Raw genomic sequence first — 19,779 nt, forward strand, 5'->3', positions numbered from 1 at the left:
CATGCCTATGCTTCTTGCATCCACATTTACTGTCCTGATTTTCGCTTCGCCATCTCAGGCAGGCAATTCGGATTGGACAAAAACACCCGGTGGCAGTGTCCGGCTGATTATCGACAATCCGGAGAAAGGTGCGAGCGAAGTGCGCGGTGCTGTCCAGATCAATCTTGATCCGGGTTGGAAGACCTATTGGCGCGAACCCGGCGATGCCGGTGTGCCTCCTGAACTCGCCCTGACCCAAGACGGAAACATCAAAAGCTCTTCGCTCGGCTTTCCCGCACCGCACCGGTTTGAGGACGGCGGTTCGAAATGGGCCGGCTACAAGAAATCCGTTGCCCTGCCGGTTGTCCTGACACTGACCGATCCGTCCAAGCCGGCTCATCTGAAGGGTCACGCATTTCTCGGTATCTGCGAGGCCATCTGCATCCCGGTCACGGCGGAGTTCGATATTCCCATCGACAACAGCCCGACCGATGCGCTGACCAAGACCCTTGTGAGCGACGCATTTGCCGCTTTGCCAGGCAAGGCCTCGACTTCGTTCGGCGTCAAGAGCGCCGTGCGCAAGGATGATCATGTGAAGGTCACGGTGCAGGTCCCGGCGGATCAGCCGCAAACGGATCTCTTCGTTGCGGGTGAAGGCGGCGTTACGTTCGGCATGGCCAAGCTGAAAAGCCATGAGGCAACCAGCGCCGTGTTCTCAGTCCCGGTGCTCTCCGGCAAGGACAAAAAGGCTGTCGCGCTGAACTATACGCTGGTTCAGGGAGAAAACGCTGTTTCAGGCAAAGTCGAAGCATCGGAATAGCAGCCGGACACTCTCGACTTTTGGTCAGGCACGCCCTATCTGCGATAGGTCTCAATTCATTATTTTCATCAGGGAGCCAATTCATGACAATCAAGGTAGGCGAACGTTTGCCGGACGCAACGTTCAAGACAAAGTCCGACGAGGGTGTCAGCGAAATCAGCTCGGACGCATTGTTCAAGGGCAAGAAGGTCGTGCTGTTTGCCGTGCCGGGTGCATTCACCCCAACCTGCAGTATGAATCACCTGCCCGGCTATCTCGAGAACCGTGATGCCATTCTGGCGAAGGGCGTCGATGCCATCGCCGTGGTTGCGGTCAATGATCCGCATGTAATGGGCGCCTGGGCCAAGGCCACCAATGGCGAAGGCAAGATCCAGTACCTCTCGGACGGCAATGCGAGCTTCACCAAGGCTGTCGGCCTCGATATCGATCTTGCTGCGGGAAATATGGGCGTGCGCTCCAAGCGCTATTCCATGCTTGTCGAGGACGGTGTGGTCAAGGAACTCAATATCGAGGATTCGCCCGGTCAGGCCGTTACATCAAGCGCAGCGACGCTGCTTGGTCAGCTGTAAAACCGCAAGATCAAGCCAGATATGCCAAGGGCCGGTTTTACCGGCCCTTTTGTTTTCTATCAGGATTTGTTTTTGAAGGGCGCCATGCCGGTGCGGGCGAGTTCGTCGGCGCGCTCATTCTCCGGATGCCCCGCATGGCCCTTGACCCAGTGCCATACGACCTTGTGACGCTTGCGCGCCTCGTCAAGGGCCTGCCAGAGCTCGGCATTCTTGACAGGCTTCTTGGCAGCGGTTTTCCAGCCGTTGCGCTTCCAGCCCTCGATCCAGCCCGATATGCCGTCACGAACGTAAACGGAGTCCGTGTAGAGATCGACGGAGCACGGTTCCTTCAGGGCGTTGAGCGCGGCAATAGCCGCCATCAACTCCATGCGATTGTTTGTGGTATCCGCTTCGCCGCCGGAAAGTTCTTTCTCATTGCCATTCCAGCGCAGAACCGCGCCCCACCCCCCCGGGCCGGGATTGCCGGAACAGGCACCATCGGTAAAAACCTGAATTGACTTCACGAAGCAGCACTCACTGGCAAAAGGCCATATTCTTCGGCGGATTTGATCTGGCGATGGAAGCGCATGCGGCGCACATATTCCATCGGGTCTTTCTTGACGACAAAACTACCTTCGGGAACCGTCAGCCAGTCATAGAGCCGTGTCAGCATGAAACGCAGGGCGGAGCCGCGTGCGAGAATGGGCAGGCTGGCAGCCTCCTCCACCGATAGCGGACGCACGGAATTGTAGCCGCGCAGCAGCGCCGTCCCCTTGGTCAGATTGAAGGAATGGTCTTTTTCGAAGCACCAGGCGTTCAGGCAGACCGCCACATCATAGGCCAGCAGATCCGTGCAGGCGAAATAGAAGTCGATCAATCCGGAAAGCTTGTCACCGAGGAAGAACACATTGTCCGGAAAGAGGTCCGCATGAATGACGCCCGTCGGCAGATGTTTTGGCCAGTGGGCTTCAAAGAATGCGAGATCGGCTTCTGTTTCATTGGCCAGCCCCGGCTCAACCCGATCGGCATTGTCCTTCGAATTGTTCCACAATGGCCGCCAGCCGTCGACCGACAGCGCATTGCTGCGGCGCATGGGAAAATCCGCGCCGGCGACATGCATGCGTGCCAGCGCCTCGCCTAGCGCGTGGCAATGCTGCACCGTGGGCCTGCGCATCCACATACCCTCAAGAAAGGTAACGATGGCCGCCGGGCGGCCTGCGAGCTCACCTATACTGGAGCCATTCTTCTGCCCGACAGGCAAGGGACAACTGATCCCCTTGCGCGCCAGATGCTGCATCAGTCCGAGAAAGAACGGCAGATCGTTGCTGTTCACACGCTTTTCATAGAGCGTCAGGATGTAGGAACCCTTGCTCGTATGCAGCAGGTAATTGGAGTTTTCGACGCCTTCGGCGATGCCCTTGTAGGAGCGGAGTTCGCCGATGTCATAATCCTTGAGAAAGTGTGCGAGATCGATTTCGTTGATATCGGTGTAGACGGCCATATCAGTGGCTTCCGTTGACGAAGGCCATGTCGCCGCTTGTCAGTTCCACATCGCGCAGATCGCGCATGACATGGAAATTCTCGGTCTCAATGGTGGTCTCGGCAAGTTCGATCGACACGGAATAGCGCTCCGAAAAGGACTGGATAATTTCATCGACAATGATTTCAGGTGCTGACGCACCGGCTGAAAGACCGACTGTCGAGATATCGCCGATGACATCCCAATCGATGTCTGCAGCCCGCTGCACGAGAAGCGATTGCAGCGCGCCGGAGCGCTCCGCCACTTCGACCAGCCGCTTCGAATTGGACGAATTTGGCGCGCCGACAACGAGGAACAGATCGCAGCCGGGCGCAGCGGCCTTCACGGCATCCTGACGGTTTGTGGTGGCATAACAGATGGATTCGGCTGCCGGTGCGGTCAAGTCAGGGAAACGGCCCTGCAAAGCTGCGATGATCCCTGCAGTGTCGTCGACGGACAGGGTTGTCTGCGTAACGAAGCCGAGATTCTTCGGGTCCTCCGGCTGATACTTTTCGGCATCTTCGATGGTTTCGATCAAGGTTACCGCGCCCTCCGGCAATTGCCCCATCGTTCCGATGACTTCAGGGTGGCCGGAATGCCCCACCAGAATGACATGCCGTCCGAGCCGCTGATGGCGCATGGCCTGCTTGTGCACCTTGGAAACAAGCGGACAGGTTGCATCGAGATAGAAGAGGTTCTTGTGTTCTGCATCTTCGGGCACCGATTTCGGTACGCCGTGCGCAGAGAAGACCACGGGCTGACTGCGATGCTCTGCCGGAATTTCGTCGAGTTCTTCGACGAAAACGGCACCCCGCGCCTGCAAGCCCTGCACCACGTAACGATTGTGCACGATCTCATGGCGAACATAGACCGGCGCACCATATTTTTTCAGCGCCAGAACGACGATCTGAATGGCGCGATCCACCCCGGCGCAAAACCCGCGCGGTCCGCACAGGCGGATTGTCAGTGGTTTCTTGTCAGCCATGGTCATAAGTCTCGCGGAAATCAAAGCGTTGGGGCATGCCCATGGAATTGGGCGGCAATCAGCGGGAAGTCAAGTCCGAAGGTTCAGTTTGTGACTCGGCAGGCCGCTTTCGTCTCACCATCGAGATAATGACAATGGCCAGCAAGGTCGCCGCCAGACCATACCACGTGACAGCATATTGCAGGTGGCTGTTGGGCAGATCGATGATCGTAACACCGCCAATCGGGAAACCGCCGGGATTGGGCGTCTTGTCCGCATCAATAAAGAACGGCACCAATTGCTGGGGATTGATACTGGATTGAGCCGCCATAACAGGCAGGTCTTTCCAAAAGTAGATATTCTTGACCAGATCATTGTCCGGAAGGATCGATGATGGTTTTCCGTCGAGCGGATTGCGCGCAAGCCCGGTAACGGTCACTGGCCCGGGGATTTCGCCCTGCCGCCGTGTGGATGCGTTCTTCTGATCATAGGGCACGAAACCGCGATTGACGAAGACAGCGCGGCCGTCGTCGAGTTGCAGCGGCGTATAGACGAAGTAGCCGGAATAACCGTCATAGGTGGAGAAGAAATGCCTTTCGCGATCATTGAGCAAACGTCCGGTGACAGTCACGGGCCGATATTCGACATCGTGCTCCTGCGCCCAGATCTTTTCGATCTCCGCCAACGGCAGCGGCGCGGAGTGTGTGCGCGCGGCTATGGTCGCAAGCAGTGCTTCCTTCCATTGCAGGCGTTCCACCTGCCATGTGCCAAGTCCAATCAGGATGGCAAAGAGAACAGTGCTGAGGATCAGCATGATCCACGGAAACCGGGTCGGTTTTGCTTGCATTGCAATATCACTCATGGGCAACGGGAATATCGAGCTGCCCTTCCGCAGCCTTGTTTTTGTATTGAAGGGCAATCAGAACGCCTTTCATCAGGCGTAGGGCCGTCAGGCAAAGCACAAGCGCGAGCGGTATCCACAGGATGAAATGGACCCATAGCGGCGGATCAACGGTGACTTCCATCCACAGGGCGAGCCCGACAACAATGAAGCCAATCAGCAGCATGACCAGCACTGCGGGTCCATCGCCCGAATCAATGAAGGAATAGTCGAGACCGCAGCTTGTGCATTGTCTGGCCGGCGTCAGGAATCCGTCAAAGAGTTTCCCCTGTCCGCAACGCGGGCAACGTGCCTTCACGCCCGCCGTGAAAGGGTCAACTGGCGGATAAAGGGCTTTGTCTTCGCTCATGGGTTTATCTCAATCGGTGTTCCATCCTGGACCAGAGCCCAGATTTCATCCATTTCGCGATTAGTGACGGCAATACACCCATCTGTCCAGTCGATAAGTTGAAGTACCCAGCCCCACCAGCCGTAGCCATTGGCCGCACCGTGGATCATGATCATGCCCCCGGGCTGCACGCCCATCGATTTGGCTGAAGCAACATCTCTCGGGTTGGGATATGAAATGTGGATTGACTTGTAAGCGATGCTTTTAGGGTTGCGCCAATCCAAAACATAGCGCCCTTCGGGTGTTCGCTCGTCACCTTCCCAGTGCTTGTGACCTTCTGGCCGTGCCCCAAGCGCTACCGTATATTCCTTGATCACCACGTCACCGGACAGCAGCTGCATGCGCCGTTCTGCCTTTTCCACACGAACCAGATCAACCTTGCCTTCGTTTGCCGGTGCCAGCGCTACAAAGAATGGTGACAAAGCAACAAGGAATGCCGAGCGGAGAGCCAAAGGTTTCATCATGCCTGATGCTTGGCGCAGGATTGTGCCCAAAGAATGAGGGCGGTCATGTTTCCATGACCGCCCTCTCTATTACCAGTTCTGAAGGCTTGTTTATTCAACGGCTATCGGTGCGCCCCATGAGGCCCATACGTAGATCGAGAAGAACAAGAACAACCAGACCACGTCCACGAAGTGCCAGTACCAGGCGGCAGCTTCGAAGCCGAAATGCTTCTTCTCGGTGAAGTCACCACGCATGGCGCGCAGCAGGCAAACCAGCAGGAAGATCGTTCCGATGATGACGTGGAAGCCGTGGAAGCCCGTCGCCATGAAGAAGGTCGCGCCGTAGATCGAGTCCTTGAACGCAAACGGTGCATGCATGTACTCGTAGCCCTGTACGAACGAGAAGAGCATGCCGAGCAGGACCGTGAGCGTGAGCCCCTGGACCAGACCCTTGCGATCATTGTGGATCAGCGCATGGTGGGCCCAGGTTACCGTCGTTCCCGACAGAAGCAGGATGATGGTGTTGTACAGCGGCAGATGCAGAGGATCGAGAACCTCGATGCCCTTGGGAGGCCACACACCGCCGGTAAAGGCTGCGCGGGCAACCTGCTCTGCTTCACCGGGGAAAAGGCTGGCATCGAAGAAGGCCCAGAACCAGGCAACGAAGAACATCACTTCCGACGCGATGAACATGATCATGCCATAGCGCAGGTGCAGGGATACAACGCGGGTATGGTGCCCTTCCTTGCTCTCCTTGATGGTATCCGACCACCAGCCGAACATGGTGTAGAGAACGATGGCAAGGCCAATCAGGAACAGCCATGGCTGTGCCAGGTTATGTCCGAACAGGTGCAGCTCACCGCCATTGTGATAGCGCATGTAAGCGATACCGCCGATAGCCATGACAAAAGCACCCACCGAGCCGAGGAACGGCCATGGGCTTGGATCGATAATATGGTAGTCGTGGTTCTTCGCGTGTGCTTCGGCCATTTTAACCCCCGCAAGTTCTATTCATCTGTTTAGCCACTGACAAATCGTCAGCGCAAGTTCAAAGCTGTCCCGATGCCTTGTCCTTCTTCACGTCAGCGCTGGCAGCAACCGGTGCCGGCATCGCGATCGGAAAGAAGGTGTAGGACAGGGTAATTGTGTTGACGCCCTTCAGCTCTTCCGCATTGACGATATCCGGGTCAACGAAGAAAACGACTGGCATCTGCATGTCTTCGCCCGGCTTCAGGACGGTGTCCGTGAAGCAGAAGCATTCAACCTTGTTGAAGTACGCCCCCGCTGCCTGCGGCGTCACATTGAACGAAGCACGACCAGCTGTCGGTTTGTCCAGTATGTTCTTGGCTTCGTAATGGATAAGCTTGGTCTCGCCAATGTTCATCGTCACATCACGCTGCACCGGCTTAAACTGCCAAGGCAGGCCATCGGAAGTATTGGCATCGAAGCGTACCGTGATCTTCTTGTCGAGGATCGTATCGGACATCTGCTCGACGCGCTGGGTCGTGCCGCCATAACCGGTGACCTGACAGAACATCGCGTAGAGTGGCACGGCCGCAAAAGCCATGCCTACCATGCCGAAGAAGAACGCCAGACACGAAATCGCGATCGTCCGGTCGGAAATCCGGCGTTTCCGGGTTGGCGCGTTGTCGGTTGCTGGTGTCTGGTTTTCTTCCATTGAGCTGCTCATCACATTTGCCGGTCGAGAATCTTCGCGCCAAGCTTGGCCCAGGTGCCGACGTAGACAAGAATAACAAACGCAGCCAAAGCCAGGGCAAGCGCGATGGAGCGGCTGCGCTGTGCCCGCTTCTGCTTTGGTGTCAGTGTTACGCGATCGTCGCTCATATTCATGCACCTGCCAGAAAAAGCGCCTTGCGCACGAGGATCTCGCCAAGAAGCACGGCATAAAGGCTGAAAAGATAAAAGATCGAAAAAGCGAACATCTTCTTCGCTGGTTTGATCATCGGCGCACCGACCGGCGCGCGCCAGACAGTCCACGCATAGAAAAGGAACAGCACACCGGCAGCGATCGAAAAAACGCCGTAGACGATACCGGCAAATCCCATGATCCATGGCAGGACAGCAACCGGAGCGACCAGCAGCGTGTAGAGGAAAATCTGAAACTTCGTTGATGCTTCGCCCATCACATTGGGCATCATCGGGATTTTTGCCTTCTCGTAATCATCGGACATGAACAGCGACAGCGCCCAGAAATGGGGTGGCGTCCACAGGAAGATGATGAGGAAAAGCACAATGCTTTCGATGCCGACCGAATTGGTCACGGCGGCCCAGCCGATCATGGGTGGGAATGCCCCAGCAGCGCCGCCGATAACGATGTTCTGGGGCGTCGAGCGCTTCAGCCACATCGTATAGACGACCGCATAGAAGAAAATAGTGAAGGCAAGCAGGAAAGCTGAAAGCAGATTGACGAAAAGGCCGAGCGTGACGACCGAGAAAGCGGACAACAGCAGACCGAAGGTCAGCACCTCTTCGCGGGTAATCCGGCCCGCCGGAATAGGACGGTTGGCGGTGCGTTTCATGATCGCGTCAATATCGGAATCGTACCACATATTGAGCGCGCCGGAGGCACCGGCACCAACCGCAATGCACAGAATGGCAATGACGGCGAGAACCGGATTGATGTGGCCGGGAGCGGCCATCATGCCAACAAAACCGGTAAAGACCACCAGCGACATCACCCGCGGCTTGAGCAAGGCAATATAGTCCGATGCATTGGCTTCAGACAGGCCAATGACGGTATCTACGGTTGCATTCTTCTCAATCAGGGCCATGCGCTCAGTCTTGTTATTTCAGTCGTTTCAACTTGAAGATGCCCGGGCCGCTGGGTTTCAGCGGCCCGGTCCTTGGTTTTACTTGATGCGTGGAAGCTGTTCCCACTGGTGGAAGGGCGGCGGTGACGACAGCTGCCATTCCAGGGTGGTTGCACCGGGGCCCCATGGATTGGCACCGGCTTCACGCTTCTTGGCAAAGGCTTCGAAGACGCCGAACAGGAAGATCAGCACGGCAACGCCGGAGATGTAGGAGCCGATCGACGACACTTCGTTCCAGCCCGCAAATGCATCGGGATAATCGATGTAGCGGCGCGGCATGCCGGCAAGTCCGAGGAAGTGCTGCGGGAAGAACACCAGATTGACGCCGATGAACATGACCCAGAAGTGCGTGTGGGCAATGGTGTGATTGTACATGTAGCCGGTCATCTTCGGGAACCAGTAGTACCAGCCCGCGAAAATCCCGAACACAGCACCCAGCGACAGCACGTAATGGAAGTGTGCAATCACGTAGTAGGTGTCATGCATCGCACGGTCGAGACCGGCATTGGCCAGCTGCACACCTGTCACACCGCCAACGGTGAACAGGAAGATGAAGCCGATTGCCCAGACCATCGGCGGCTTGAACTCGATCGAGCCGCCCCACATGGTCGCGATCCACGAGAAAATCTTCACGCCTGTCGGCACGGCGATAACCATCGTCGCGAAGACGAAATAGCGCTGCGTGTCGAGTGACAGACCCACGGTGTACATGTGGTGCGCCCAGACGATGAAGCCGACCACGCCGATGGCAACCATGGCATAGGCCATGCCGAGGTAACCGAAGATCGGCTTGCGTGAGAACGTCGAGACGATATGGCTGACGATGCCGAATGCCGGCAGGATCATGATGTACACTTCAGGATGGCCGAAGAACCAGAACAGGTGCTGGAACAGGATCGGATCACCGCCGCCTTCCGGAGCAAAGAAGGTTGTTCCGAAGTTGCGGTCTGTCAGAAGCATGGTGATGCCACCTGCCAGAACCGGCAGGGCGAGCAGCAGCAGGAATGCAGTGATCAGCACGGACCAGGCGAACAGCGGCATCTTGTGCAACGTCATGCCGGGAGCGCGCATGTTGAAGATCGTGGTGATGAAGTTGATCGCACCAAGGATCGACGAGGCACCGGCAATGTGCAGCGACAGGATGGCGAAATCCATCGCCGGACCTGGCTGGCCCGATGTCGAGTAAGGCGGATAGATCGTCCAGCCACCGCCCGTACCGAAACCACCGGCAGGACCAGGAACGAACATTGAAAGGATGAGCAGGAGCAGTGCTGGCGGGAGCAGCCAGAACGAAATGTTGTTCATGCGCGGGAAAGCCATGTCAGGCGCACCAATCATGATTGGTACCATCCAGTTGGCAAAGCCGCCGATCAGTGCAGGCATGACCATGAAGAAGATCATGATCAGACCATGTGCCGTCGAGAACACATTGTACATCTGCTTGCCGGCATCGATAGCCGCATCGCCCTCGAAGCCGTAGACCATGGATGCAAGGCCATGGAAAATCTGGATGCCGGGCTGCTGAAGCTCGGCACGCATGGCGATCGAAAGACAACCACCGATGATACCGGCAATGATCGCGAAGATCAGGTAAAGCGTGCCGATATCCTTGTGGTTGGTCGAATAAACCCAGCGCGTCCAGCCTGTAGGCTTGTGAGCGTCATGGGCCTCGTGAGCTGCAGAACCTGCCATCAAAGTGCTCCCGTTCCTCAATAATTCGCGTCAACCAGCTTAGTTGCCGGCTACGTTTACGTTCTTGTCTGCGTCGATTTTAGCGGTGAGTGTCTTGTATGCGCCCGGAAGGTCTTTCCCGGCAGCAGCAAACCACGCATCATACTGGCTCTGCGAAACCACATGGATCGCAATCGGCATGAAGGCATGATCCTTGCCGCAAATCTGCGAGCACTGACCGTAGTACATGCCTTCCTTGTCCGCCTTGAACCATGTTTCGTTGCTGCGACCGGTGACAGCATCCATCTTCACGCCAAAGGCTGGCATGGAGAAGGAATGGATCACATCAGCACCCGTCACCAGAAGGCGAACAGTGGTGTTCACAGGAACGACCATTTCATTGTCAACAGCGAGCAGGCGCGGATAGGCCTTGCGGTCTTCCTTGCCGGCAGCGGCGCGGTCACCGTCCTTCAGCATGACGGAGTCGAATGAAACAGGCGCGTCACCGGCCTGATATTCATAACCCCAGTACCACTGATAACCCGTTGCCTTGATGGTCATCTTTGCTTCTTCAGGCGAATACTGTGCCGTCAGGAGCTGGAATGAAGGAATTGCCAGGAAAAGAAGAATAACGACAGGGCCGACGGTCCAGACCACTTCGACAGCCGTGTTGTGGCTGGTCTTAGACGGCACAGGATTGGCGCTGGCACGGTAGCGAAACATGACCCAGGCCAGAAGCCCCATCACAAACAGTGTAATCGGGACGATGAACCACAATGTATAGTGCTCGAACCAGATGATCTGCTCCATAATAGCAGATCCAGCTGGCTGGAACGTCATCTGCCAAGGTTCAGGCTGCGCAGCATATGCAGCACCGGCACTCAACAGGCCACCCAGGACACCCATCAGCGTGACAATATTCTTCTTCACCTAGAAATCTCCCGAATGAAGCTTCAATTCCATACGTTAAGACCGGGCTTCACTATGGCCCGGTGATATGCCGCGTTCAAATCATACATTAGCCTACATCGCAAGGAAGGCGAACGTGATCCCGTGCGGCATTTTTGCGCGCAGCGTGCCTCCTGTGGATGACAGCATCTTGTAAAGACGTATCTTTTTTGACTTTACCGGCGATTTTACTGCATGAAGGGCGCATGGCTCACAATCCGGCCATTTTTGCATTACACCAGAGATACCTGCGCCGCTGTATGCTGGGGAGTGTTTGAGCGGTATTCTTTTCATCCGGGCCGCGGCGGTTTAACGTCTGGATGATTCGTTTTGGAGCCTATATGTCCTCTTTCGCGCTACGTAGCATCGCCCTCGGTCTGCTTTCCCTGTCCATTGCCGGTTTTTCCGGCGGGGCCATGGCCGCGCAGCAGAGCGGTACAGTCAAATCCACCCATGGCGCATGGTCGATCCTGTGCGACACTCCAGCCGGTGCAAAATCTGAGCAATGCGCACTCATTCAGAATGTCGTTGCGGCTGATCGCCCGGAGATGGGTCTTTCGGTGGTGGTTCTCAAAACCGCTGACAACAAGGCGAAGATCCTGCGCGTGCTCGCACCGCTCGGCGTGCTTCTGCCAAATGGCCTTGGTCTGAACGTGGATGGCAAGGATATCGGCCGTGCCTATTTCGTCCGGTGCTTCGAAGATGGCTGCTATGCGGAAGTTATTCTGGAAGATCAGCTCGTTCAAACCTTCAAGACAGGCAAGGCCGCAACCTTCATCGTCTTCCAGACACCCGAAGAAGGTATCGGCATTCCCGTCGAACTCAACGGATTTGGTGAAGGTTTCGACGCCCTTCCCTGATCTCTCGACAAGTTTTCAGTTGTAGCGGGCCGGGCAAGGCCCTACATCCGCTTCGTAATCATGTGAACGGATGATCAATTATGAAAAGTCTCATCGACAGTTTTGACGCACCACGCGAAAAAATCCTCGAAACCGTCAAGCAGAGCCTCGAAGGTGCGGATGATGGCGAGCTTTTCATCGAATACCGGGAATCAGAAGGTCTCAGCTTTGACAATGGTCGCCTGAAGAACGGGTCCTTCAATCAGGATCAGGGATTTGGCCTGCGTGCTGTCGCCGGTGAGGCCGTTGGCTACGCGCATGCGGGCGAGCTTTCGCTTGGCGCGCTCAAACGCGCGGCCGATGCCGCCTCGGCAGTCCGTACAGGATATGCCGGTGCCTATACCGCAGCCCCTCCCGGAACCAATCGCAGCCTTTACGGTGACGAGAACCCGATCGGTTCACCCGGCTTTGTGGCCAAGGTCAAACTGCTGCAGGAGATCGATGCCTATCTGCGCGCCAAGGACCCGAAGGTCCGGCAGGTATCGGTTTCGCTCGCAGGTTCGTGGCAGCAGGTGGAAATCCTGCGCGCTGACGGCCATTTCGTCCGTGACATCCGCCCCATGGTGCGCCTCAACGTTTCTGTTGTGGTTGGCGATGGCGATCGGCAGGAAAGCGGCTCCTATGGTGCGGGCGGACGCAAGGGCTTTGGCGAGTTCATCACCACCGAGAAGTGGCAGCATGCGGCCGATGAGGCGCTGCGCCAGGCACTGGTCAATCTTGAAGCCATCCCCGCCCCTGCCGGAACATTCGATATCGTTCTGTCCAGCGGCTGGCCCGGCGTCATGCTGCATGAAGCGGTCGGCCACGGGCTTGAGGGCGATTTCAACCGCAAGAAGACCTCGGCTTTTGCCGGTCTGCTCGGCCAGAAAGTCGCGTCGAAAGGCGTCACCGTCGTCGATGACGGCACGATTTCCGAACGTCGCGGTTCCCTGACTGTCGATGACGAAGGCATGCCGACAAACAAGACCGTTCTGATCGATGACGGCATTCTTGTCGGCTACATGCAGGACCGGCAGAATGCGCGCCTCATGGGCATGCAGCCTACCGGTAATGGACGACGCGAATCCTACGCCCACGCCCCGATGCCGCGCATGACCAACACTTATATGCTCGACGGCGACAAGACGCCGGAAGAAATCATCGCCTCGGTCAAGAACGGCATTTACGCGGTTTCATTCGGCGGCGGCCAGGTGGACATCACGTCAGGCAAATTCGTGTTCGGCTGCACCGAAGCCTACATGATCGAGAACGGCAAGATCGGTGCACCGGTCAAAGGCGCGATGCTGATTGGTAATGGCCCGGATGCCATGCAGCGTATCTCCATGATCGGCAATGATCTGCAGCTCGATACCGGTATGGGTAATTGCGGCAAGGGTGGCCAGTGGGTGCCGGTCGGTGTTGGCCAGCCACACCTGCGCATGGATCAGATGACTGTGGGCGGAACGGCGGTCTAACCGCCCTTCTCTTCCCTATTTCTTTGAGAGCAACGCCACTGCTTCCACGTGCGACGACCAGAGGAACTGGTCAATCGGCACGACGCGGTCGATCTTGTAACCGCCTTTGACGAGGATGCTCAGGTCCCGGCCCAATGTAACCGGATTGCACGATACCGCTGCAACCTTCGGTACATTTGACTTGGCGATCTCGATCGCCTGGGCTTCCGCCCCGGCGCGCGGCGGATCGAAAACCAATCCGGTAAATGGCGCAAGTTCGCGCGCCAGAAACGGCCGGCGGAACAGATCGCGACGCTCGACACTGACCGGCTTCAAGCCCTGAACGTGGCGCGCACCACGATCCAGCGCATCAATCGCCATCTGATCGCTTTCCACCGCGTGAACGGAGGATTTCTCGGCGATTCGGAAAGCAAAAGTGCCGGAGCCGCAGAAAAGATCGATGGATTTCTTTGCCTTGGCGAGATGCGCAGCCACCAGCGCAGCCATAGTCTCCTCCGCTTCGACTGTTGCCTGCAGAAACCCGCCCGGTGGCAGATAAACCGGAACCTTGCCGAAATGCACCAGCGGCTTTCTCGGCTCGACGACGATTTCACCTTCAAAGCTCAGCCGCGCAAAACCCTTTTTCAAAACAAGATTGGTCAGGGCATGGCGCTTGGCAGCATCAGGCGCACCGCAACCCGATGCGGTGATATCAAGCCCGGAAGCTGTCGCTGTCACGGTCAGCTTGAACGGCTTCATGCCGCCGCCGAGAACGGCGACGACTTCGCGCAAGTCATCCAGCCGTGAAACAATTTCCGGTACGGTAACCGCGCATTCTGTGATGTCGATGAGTTCGTGGCTCTGGTGCCGGTTGAACCCGAGCACTGCCCCGTGGTCACTGGTGCGAACGGCAAAAACGGCCCGGCGACGGGTTTGCGGTGCGCATGGCACGAGCGGATCAAGCTTGAACTGCAATCCACGCCCGCCGAGCGCTTCCTGCACCAGAGAACGCTTCCAGTCCTGATAGGCACCATCCTGCCAATGCTGCAGGGCGCAACCGCCGCACTCCTCGAAATGGCGGCAAGCGGGATCAATGCGCTCTGGCGATGCGTCAAGCAGGGCCATCATTGTTGCGCGGCCATTTTCCAGCGCGACATTGGCGATCTCACCGGGCAGAGAGAACGGTACATAGACACTGCCTGCCGTCGTTGCAGCAATGCCATCGCCACCGGCGCCCATCCGCTCAATTGTTACGCGCGTGCTCATCAGCTCTTCAATCTTTTCTCTTCAAACCGGCCAGAAGATATTCGCGATTGCCATCGCCGCCCTCTATGGGCGAAGGGCACAGCCCCAAGGCTTTCCAGCCCGGCAATCCATCCAGCCAGTTCCTTAGAACATTTGCGACGCGTTCGCCATCCATTGGATTGCGCAAAATGCCGCCCTTGCCGATCGCCTCGCGCCCGGCCTCGAACTGAGGCTTGACCAGGAGGACACAATGGCTGCCCGGTTCGGCCATATCCAGCGCCGGCGGTAGGGCAAGTTTCAGCGAAATAAAGCTGACATCTGATACCACCAGCCCGATCTTTCGGCCGTCCAGATGATCGCGGGAAAGCTCCCGTGCATTGAGGCCTTCGAGATTGGTAACGCGCGGATCGCTACCCAGACTGTCATGCAGCTGGTCATGCCCTACATCGACGGCGGTGACGTGCGTTGCTCCGCGTTCCAGCAGGACCTGGGTAAAACCGCCGGTGGACGCGCCTATGTCCAGTGCCGATACGCCATTCGGATCGATGGAGAAATGGTCGAGCCCGGCAATGAGTTTCAGCGCAGCACGCGAGACATAGTTGCTTGCCGGGTCATCGACACTGATAACCGCTGTGTCCGGAAAGGTCGCTCCGGGCTTTGTCACAACCTTACTGTCGACGGTAACCGTACCGCGCACAATGGCATCCCTTGCCCGCGAACGGCTGGCAAACAGGCTCTTTTCAACGAGCAGCTGGTCTAACCGCATTGCCGCCATTGCCGGTCAGGCACGGACCGGCGCTGCCAGATAATCACGGCCGAGCGCCCCGAAGACCGTCTGGACGATGCCAGCCCGGTCGAGTCCGGAACGCGCATACATGGCTTCCGGCTTGGCATGATCCAGATAGAAATCAGGCAAGGTCAGCGTGCGGACCCGCAGGCCATGATCAAGCAGACCATCGCGGCTGAGGAAATGCAGGACATGCGAGGCAAAGCCGCCGATTGCGCCCTCTTCCACCGTTACCAGCACCTCGTGCGCGCGTGCCAGACGGCGGATCATCTCCTCGTCCAGAGGTTTGGCAAAGCGGGCGTCCGCAACGGTGGTGGAAAGCCCCGCCGCATCCAGTTCATCGGCAGCGGCCAGACATTCCTGCAGGCGTGTACCGAATGAAAGCAACGCAACCTTGCTGCCTTCACGGACGATGCGACCCTTGCCGATCTGCAATATCTGCCCGCGCTCGGGCAAATCAATACCAATGCCATCACCGCGCGGATAGCGGAAGGAAATTGGACCCTCGTCATATTCTGCGGCGGTACGCACCATGTGGCGCAGTTCGGCCTCATCGGAAGCCGCCATCACCACAAAGCCCGGCAGTGCCGCGAGAAAGCCCGTGTCGAATGAGCCAGCGTGGGTGGCGCCATCGGCACCCACCAGACCAGCGCGGTCAATCGGGAAACGTACGGGCAGGTTCTGCAGCGAAACGTCGTGGACGACCTGATCGTAACCGCGCTGCAGGAAGGTCGAATAGATCGCCGCAAATGGCTTGAAACCTTCCGTCGCGAGGCCTGCGGCGAAGGTGACGGCGTGCTGCTCGGCAATGCCAACATCGAACACCCTGTTAGGAAAGACTTCGCCGAAAAGATCAAGCCCGGTGCCTCCTGGCATGGCGGCGGTCACGGCGACGATCTTGTCGTCGTGGCGCGCTTCCTCGATCAGGCTCGTTGCAAAAATCTTGGTATAGCTCGGCGCATTGGCAGGCGGTTTGGCCTGTGCGCCGGTAATGACGTCGAACTTGTTGACGCCATGATACTTGTCGGCGGCGGCTTCCGCAGGCGCGTATCCCTTGCCCTTTTGCGTTACCACATGGATGAGCACGGGACCGTCCATCGTGTCGCGGACATTTTTCAGAACCGGCAGGAGGTGGTCGAGGTTGTGCCCGTCGATCGGACCGACATAGTAGAAGCCAAGCTCTTCGAACATCGTGCCGCCGGTCCAGAAACCGCGCGCATACTCTTCCGAAAGCCGCGCCTTTTCCTGCAGGAATTTCGGCAGTTTCTTGGCCAGTTGCTTGGCTGTCTCGCGAATGGAGCGGTATGTCCGGCCGGAAACCAGCCGTGCCAGATAAGCGCTCATGGCACCGGTCGGCGGTGCAATCGACATGTCATTGTCATTGAGAACCACGATCAGCCGTGCATCGAGCGCGCCGGCATTATTCATCGCCTCATAGGCCATGCCCGCCGACATGGCGCCATCGCCGATGACGGAGATCACATTGCGCTTGAGACCTGCGAGATCACTGGCGACCGCCATGCCGAGGCCGGCGGAAATGGACGTCGAGGAATGGGCCGCGCCAAACGGATCATACTCGCTTTCGCTGCGCCTGGTGAAACCGGAAAGCCCACCCTCCTGCCGCAATGTGCGGATGCGATCACGGCGGCCGGTGAGTATCTTGTGCGGATAGGCCTGGTGGCCCACGTCCCAGATGATCCGGTCATGCGGCGTCTCAAAAACGTGATGCAGCGCAACGGTGAGCTCGACAACGCCAAGACCGGCACCCAGATGGCCGCCAGTCGTCGAAACGGTATCCACCAGCTCGGACCGCAACTCCCGTGCCAGTTGCGGCAGGTCAGACTCCGGCAAGGCGCGCAAATCCTTGGGGATTATGACGCGGTCGAGTAGCGGTGTTTCCAGTTTCTTTGCCAAAGCACAGGTTCCAGTTCCAAGGTCTATTCTTGCCAGAAGGCTGGCGCTTCCTAGAGGAATTCAGGGCAACCAGCAAGAAGCGGAGCTTCGTCGCAGCCCATGTCAATTTTCAGGCAGAGGGATGAACTCTTCCTCGTCGCCCGGCACGATATCGAAGCGGCCCGAGCGCCATTCCTCTTTCGCCTGTTCGATCCGTTCTTTCGATGAGGAAACAAAGTTCCACCATACATAACGCTTCGATGGCATGGTCGCACCGCCGAACAGCATGAAATGCGCGCCCTGCGGCGCCGATACGACAATTTCGTCTCCCGTGCGGAAGGCCAGCAGGCGGTCGGCAGGAAAACTCTCACCGGAAATTTCCACCGACCCATCCAGCGTATAGATCGCGCGTTCTTCGGCCGCATCCGCGGGTATCTGGATATGACCGCCCGGCTGCAGGCGAATATCCACATAGAGCGTTTCGGCATGCTGCCTGACCGGCGATCCCGCACCATGGAACGTTCCCATGACAACGCGGGCTTCCATGCCGGACTCGCGCAGCACCGGCAGTTCGCCCGCCGCCGTATTGGCGAAGGTCGGGTCGATTTCCTCGAGATGATCGGGCAGCGCCAGCCATGTCTGCAGCCCCGATATCGGCAGGGGCTGGGTGCGCAGCTCTTCCGGTGACCGTTCGGAATGGACAATGCCCCGTCCGGCGGTCATCAGATTGACGTCGCCCGGCCGGATGACCATTTCGGTGCCAAGGCTGTCACGATGACGAATATTGCCATCGAAGAGATAGGTGACCGTGGACAATCCGATATGTGGGTGCGGGCGGACATCAAGTGCATCGGTGGGACGCAGGATGGCCGGTCCCATGCGGTCAAAGAAAATGAAGGGGCCGACGAGGCGCCGCTTTGCCGTCGGCAGGGCGCGGCGAACCTGCAGACCCCCGACATCGCTGGTGCGCGGAATGATCAGCGTTTCAATCGAATCAACGGCGGTGGTGTCACCGGGTTGCGGATCATTGCCGGGGAAAAAGCTCATGAACGCTGCTCCAGGTCATCGAAGCCGCATCATAGCGTCTTGCAGCTTGCCTGAACAGCCGCGGTCTATTCCGGATCCAGCGGTTCGGTGCCGACCGGCTGGCCATCGCGGCCCAGCCGGATTTTCTCAACCTTGTCTTCAGCGGCGCGCAACAGCGTATCGCAGTGCTTTTTAAGGGCCTCACCGCGCTCGTAGATACGGATCGACTGTTCAAGCGGCACATCGCCGCGCTCCAGATCGTCCACAATCTTTTCCAGTTGATCGAGCGCCTGCTCGAAGCTCATGGCGGCGATATCGGCATTGGGTTGTACATCGGCCATGGTTTCAACCTTTCATCAAACGTTTGATATGCGCGCCTGCGGACAGCGACATGCCCTTGAGGTCGTAGCCGCCTTCCAGCAGGCTGACAAGCCGGTTCGATGCATACTTCCCAGCTCTTTCCAGAAGAACGCCGGTGGCCCAGTCGAAATCATCCTCGTCCAGGTTGATCTCGGCCAAAGGATCGCGGTGGTGCGCGTCGAAACCGGCCGAAATGATGATCAGATCAGGCTTGAAGCTGTCGAGTGATGGCAGGATGCGCGTATTGAACGCCTCGCGGAAATCCTCGCTCCCGGTTTGGGGCGCCAGCGGCGCATTGACGATATTGCCTGCGCCCGTTTCATCCTTGGCACCAGTGCCCGGATAAAGCGGCATCTGATGTGTTGAACAATACAGCACAGAGGGGTCTTCCCAGAAAATGTCCTGCGTGCCGTTGCCGTGGTGCACATCCCAGTCAACGATGGCGACCCGCTCGGCTCCATGTACCTTCTGGGCATGGCGTGCCGCGATCGCCGCATTGTTGAAGAGGCAAAAACCCATGGCCCGGTTGCGCTCCGCATGGTGGCCCGGCGGGCGCGAGGCGACGAACACATTGTCCGCCCGGCCGGTAAAGACATCGTCGACCGCCGCATTGGCCGCGCCGATACCGGTCAGTGCCGCTTCCCAGCTCTTCGGGCTGACGGATGTATCAGCATCGACACGGGTGATTCCCTCATCCGGAATGGTCTGGCGAACCCGCTCGAGGTAATGTTCCGGGTGTGCATATAGGATGTTTGCCTCGTCGCCCAGCGGCGACAATACCCGGTCCAGCGTGTCAAAGGCACCGTCCTCCAGCACCTTGTTCAGTGCCCGCAGCCGGTCCGGCCGCTCGGGATGACCAACGGGCGTCAAATGCTCGAGATAGATCGGGTGCGAATAAAGACGGGTGACCATATCGGCTTTCTGCAACTGTGAATGGATATCGGCACAAGGCTTGGGTTGTAACGGGAGAATGTGCACAGACGTCGCGCTTTGCACAAGACCAAAAGAGGCGAACACTGCGCCGTTATACGCAATGCCGGCACCGGTTCAGTGTTTCTGCCAAACCTGAATCCCGTAGATTCCATCGAGAACCACGACCAATGTCTAATTGACGATGGCTTGCT

22 protein-coding genes are annotated in these 19,779 nt (G+C 57.8%); 4 read left to right on the plus strand and 18 right to left on the minus strand.

Annotated features, from left to right (window positions below):
* Position 1 precedes the first annotated feature (1 nt).
* Together FHW16_RS02720 and FHW16_RS02725 are read left to right on the plus strand one after the other, a co-directional pair.
* Entirely contained in the window at positions 2-799 is a 798-nt protein-coding gene (locus FHW16_RS02720) for a protein-disulfide reductase DsbD domain-containing protein (protein WP_182547621.1), read from the plus strand.
* An 83-nt stretch (positions 800-882) separates the two neighbouring features.
* Positions 883-1,368: a peroxiredoxin gene (locus tag FHW16_RS02725; protein WP_182547622.1), complete on the plus strand. Its 486-nt coding sequence runs from the start codon at positions 883-885 to the stop codon at positions 1,366-1,368.
* Between the two features lie 59 nt (positions 1,369-1,427).
* Here the strand turns inward: FHW16_RS02725 and rnhA are convergent, their stop codons facing one another.
* The 12 genes from rnhA to coxB all read right to left on the minus strand — a co-directional run bounded on the left by rnhA (position 1,428) and on the right by coxB (position 10,970).
* Positions 1,428-1,871 (minus strand): ribonuclease HI, encoded by a 444-nt coding sequence (gene rnhA, locus FHW16_RS02730; protein WP_105737018.1) that lies wholly within the window; start codon positions 1,869-1,871, stop codon positions 1,428-1,430.
* Positions 1,868-2,848 (minus strand): homoserine kinase, encoded by a 981-nt coding sequence (locus tag FHW16_RS02735; RefSeq protein WP_182547623.1) that lies wholly within the window; start codon positions 2,846-2,848, stop codon positions 1,868-1,870. Before FHW16_RS02735 ends, rnhA begins: the two co-directional genes overlap by 4 nt.
* A 1-nt stretch (position 2,849) precedes the next feature.
* Positions 2,850-3,857, minus strand: a complete 1,008-nt coding sequence (gene ispH / locus FHW16_RS02740) for a 4-hydroxy-3-methylbut-2-enyl diphosphate reductase (RefSeq protein ID WP_182547624.1) — start codon at positions 3,855-3,857, stop codon at positions 2,850-2,852.
* 52 nt (positions 3,858-3,909) lie between these two features.
* Positions 3,910-4,692: an SURF1 family protein gene (locus FHW16_RS02745; RefSeq protein WP_182547625.1), complete on the minus strand. Its 783-nt coding sequence runs from the start codon at positions 4,690-4,692 to the stop codon at positions 3,910-3,912.
* The gene (locus tag FHW16_RS02750) at positions 4,685-5,080 is read right to left on the minus strand and encodes a DUF983 domain-containing protein (RefSeq protein WP_182547626.1); all 396 of its coding nucleotides are present in this window, start codon (positions 5,078-5,080) and stop codon (positions 4,685-4,687) included. Before FHW16_RS02750 ends, FHW16_RS02745 begins: the two co-directional genes overlap by 8 nt.
* Positions 5,077-5,583, minus strand: coding sequence for a L,D-transpeptidase family protein (locus tag FHW16_RS02755; RefSeq protein ID WP_246711608.1), 507 nt, complete (start codon positions 5,581-5,583; stop codon positions 5,077-5,079). The genes FHW16_RS02750 and FHW16_RS02755 overlap by 4 nt, the downstream gene beginning before the upstream one ends.
* Before the next feature lie 90 nt (positions 5,584-5,673).
* Positions 5,674-6,552 carry a cytochrome c oxidase subunit 3 gene (locus FHW16_RS02760; RefSeq protein ID WP_182547627.1) on the minus strand — a complete coding sequence of 293 codons (879 nt, stop codon included), beginning with the start codon at positions 6,550-6,552 and terminating at the stop codon, positions 5,674-5,676.
* A gap of 58 nt (positions 6,553-6,610) precedes the next feature.
* Positions 6,611-7,240: a cytochrome c oxidase assembly protein gene (locus FHW16_RS02765; RefSeq protein ID WP_182548890.1), complete on the minus strand. Its 630-nt coding sequence runs from the start codon at positions 7,238-7,240 to the stop codon at positions 6,611-6,613.
* Positions 7,241-7,251: 11 nt separating this feature from the next.
* Complete coding sequence (locus FHW16_RS02770) at positions 7,252-7,407, minus strand: hypothetical protein (RefSeq protein WP_182547628.1); 156 nt, start codon at positions 7,405-7,407, stop codon at positions 7,252-7,254.
* 2 nt (positions 7,408-7,409) lie between these two features.
* Positions 7,410-8,354, minus strand: coding sequence for a heme o synthase (gene cyoE, locus FHW16_RS02775; RefSeq protein WP_182547629.1), 945 nt, complete (start codon positions 8,352-8,354; stop codon positions 7,410-7,412).
* A gap of 78 nt (positions 8,355-8,432) precedes the next feature.
* Positions 8,433-10,085, minus strand: coding sequence for a cytochrome c oxidase subunit I (gene ctaD / locus FHW16_RS02780; RefSeq protein ID WP_182547630.1), 1,653 nt, complete (start codon positions 10,083-10,085; stop codon positions 8,433-8,435).
* A 39-nt stretch (positions 10,086-10,124) separates the two neighbouring features.
* Complete coding sequence (gene coxB / locus FHW16_RS02785) at positions 10,125-10,970, minus strand: cytochrome c oxidase subunit II (RefSeq protein WP_182548891.1); 846 nt, start codon at positions 10,968-10,970, stop codon at positions 10,125-10,127.
* A 383-nt stretch (positions 10,971-11,353) separates the two neighbouring features.
* On the opposite strand from coxB, the gene FHW16_RS02790 reads away from it, so the two are divergent.
* Together FHW16_RS02790 and tldD are read left to right on the plus strand one after the other, a co-directional pair.
* The gene (locus tag FHW16_RS02790) at positions 11,354-11,872 is read left to right on the plus strand and encodes an invasion associated locus B family protein (RefSeq protein ID WP_223611539.1); all 519 of its coding nucleotides are present in this window, start codon (positions 11,354-11,356) and stop codon (positions 11,870-11,872) included.
* Positions 11,873-11,952: 80 nt separating this feature from the next.
* Positions 11,953-13,365: a metalloprotease TldD gene (gene tldD, locus FHW16_RS02795; RefSeq protein ID WP_182547631.1), complete on the plus strand. Its 1,413-nt coding sequence runs from the start codon at positions 11,953-11,955 to the stop codon at positions 13,363-13,365.
* A gap of 15 nt (positions 13,366-13,380) precedes the next feature.
* Here the strand turns inward: tldD and FHW16_RS02800 are convergent, their stop codons facing one another.
* The 6 genes from FHW16_RS02800 to FHW16_RS02825 all read right to left on the minus strand — a co-directional run bounded on the left by FHW16_RS02800 (position 13,381) and on the right by FHW16_RS02825 (position 19,567).
* On the minus strand, positions 13,381-14,622 hold the full coding sequence (locus FHW16_RS02800) for a class I SAM-dependent RNA methyltransferase (protein WP_432652004.1): 1,242 nt from the start codon (positions 14,620-14,622) through the stop codon (positions 13,381-13,383).
* The gene (locus FHW16_RS02805; protein WP_182547633.1) at positions 14,618-15,355 is read right to left on the minus strand and encodes a TlyA family RNA methyltransferase; all 738 of its coding nucleotides are present in this window, start codon (positions 15,353-15,355) and stop codon (positions 14,618-14,620) included. The genes FHW16_RS02800 and FHW16_RS02805 overlap by 5 nt, the downstream gene beginning before the upstream one ends.
* Before the next feature lie 15 nt (positions 15,356-15,370).
* Positions 15,371-17,290, minus strand: a complete 1,920-nt coding sequence (gene dxs / locus FHW16_RS02810) for a 1-deoxy-D-xylulose-5-phosphate synthase (protein WP_182547634.1) — start codon at positions 17,288-17,290, stop codon at positions 15,371-15,373.
* 102 nt (positions 17,291-17,392) lie between these two features.
* On the minus strand, positions 17,393-18,316 hold the full coding sequence (locus tag FHW16_RS02815; RefSeq protein ID WP_182547635.1) for a pirin family protein: 924 nt from the start codon (positions 18,314-18,316) through the stop codon (positions 17,393-17,395).
* A 65-nt stretch (positions 18,317-18,381) separates the two neighbouring features.
* A complete protein-coding gene (locus tag FHW16_RS02820) occupies positions 18,382-18,636 on the minus strand; it encodes an exodeoxyribonuclease VII small subunit (RefSeq protein WP_182547636.1) in 255 nt (84 codons plus the stop codon).
* Between the two features lie 4 nt (positions 18,637-18,640).
* On the minus strand, positions 18,641-19,567 hold the full coding sequence (locus FHW16_RS02825; protein WP_182547637.1) for a histone deacetylase family protein: 927 nt from the start codon (positions 19,565-19,567) through the stop codon (positions 18,641-18,643).
* Positions 19,568-19,779: the final 212 nt, after the last annotated feature.

The sequence above is a fragment of the Phyllobacterium myrsinacearum genome (assembly GCF_014138285.1).
Taxonomy (GTDB): Bacteria; Pseudomonadota; Alphaproteobacteria; order Rhizobiales; family Rhizobiaceae; genus Phyllobacterium; species Phyllobacterium myrsinacearum_A.

Excerpts from the sequence above, each read along its gene's own strand:
- FHW16_RS02720 (WP_182547621.1), top strand. The coding sequence starts at position 2 with ATGCCTATGCTTCTTGCATCCACATTTACTGTCCTGATTTTCGCTTCG.
- FHW16_RS02820 (WP_182547636.1), bottom strand. The coding sequence starts at position 18,636 with ATGGCCGATGTACAACCCAATGCCGATATCGCCGCCATGAGCTTCGAG.
- FHW16_RS02815 (WP_182547635.1), bottom strand. The coding sequence starts at position 18,316 with ATGAGCTTTTTCCCCGGCAATGATCCGCAACCCGGTGACACCACCGCC.
- FHW16_RS02805 (WP_182547633.1), bottom strand. The coding sequence starts at position 15,355 with ATGCGGTTAGACCAGCTGCTCGTTGAAAAGAGCCTGTTTGCCAGCCGT.
- FHW16_RS02725 (WP_182547622.1), top strand. The coding sequence starts at position 883 with ATGACAATCAAGGTAGGCGAACGTTTGCCGGACGCAACGTTCAAGACA.
- ispH (WP_182547624.1), bottom strand. The coding sequence starts at position 3,857 with ATGACCATGGCTGACAAGAAACCACTGACAATCCGCCTGTGCGGACCG.
- FHW16_RS02770 (WP_182547628.1), bottom strand. The coding sequence starts at position 7,407 with ATGAGCGACGATCGCGTAACACTGACACCAAAGCAGAAGCGGGCACAG.
- tldD (WP_182547631.1), top strand. The coding sequence starts at position 11,953 with ATGAAAAGTCTCATCGACAGTTTTGACGCACCACGCGAAAAAATCCTC.
- coxB (WP_182548891.1), bottom strand. The coding sequence starts at position 10,970 with ATGGGTGTCCTGGGTGGCCTGTTGAGTGCCGGTGCTGCATATGCTGCG.
- FHW16_RS02760 (WP_182547627.1), bottom strand. The coding sequence starts at position 6,552 with ATGGCCGAAGCACACGCGAAGAACCACGACTACCATATTATCGATCCA.
- FHW16_RS02765 (WP_182548890.1), bottom strand. The coding sequence starts at position 7,240 with ATGGAAGAAAACCAGACACCAGCAACCGACAACGCGCCAACCCGGAAA.
- ctaD (WP_182547630.1), bottom strand. The coding sequence starts at position 10,085 with ATGGCAGGTTCTGCAGCTCACGAGGCCCATGACGCTCACAAGCCTACA.
- FHW16_RS02790 (WP_223611539.1), top strand. The coding sequence starts at position 11,354 with ATGTCCTCTTTCGCGCTACGTAGCATCGCCCTCGGTCTGCTTTCCCTG.
- FHW16_RS02735 (WP_182547623.1), bottom strand. The coding sequence starts at position 2,848 with ATGGCCGTCTACACCGATATCAACGAAATCGATCTCGCACACTTTCTC.
- FHW16_RS02745 (WP_182547625.1), bottom strand. The coding sequence starts at position 4,692 with ATGAGTGATATTGCAATGCAAGCAAAACCGACCCGGTTTCCGTGGATC.
- FHW16_RS02825 (WP_182547637.1), bottom strand. The coding sequence starts at position 19,567 with ATGGTCACCCGTCTTTATTCGCACCCGATCTATCTCGAGCATTTGACG.
- cyoE (WP_182547629.1), bottom strand. The coding sequence starts at position 8,354 with ATGGCCCTGATTGAGAAGAATGCAACCGTAGATACCGTCATTGGCCTG.
- FHW16_RS02755 (WP_246711608.1), bottom strand. The coding sequence starts at position 5,583 with ATGATGAAACCTTTGGCTCTCCGCTCGGCATTCCTTGTTGCTTTGTCA.
- FHW16_RS02750 (WP_182547626.1), bottom strand. The coding sequence starts at position 5,080 with ATGAGCGAAGACAAAGCCCTTTATCCGCCAGTTGACCCTTTCACGGCG.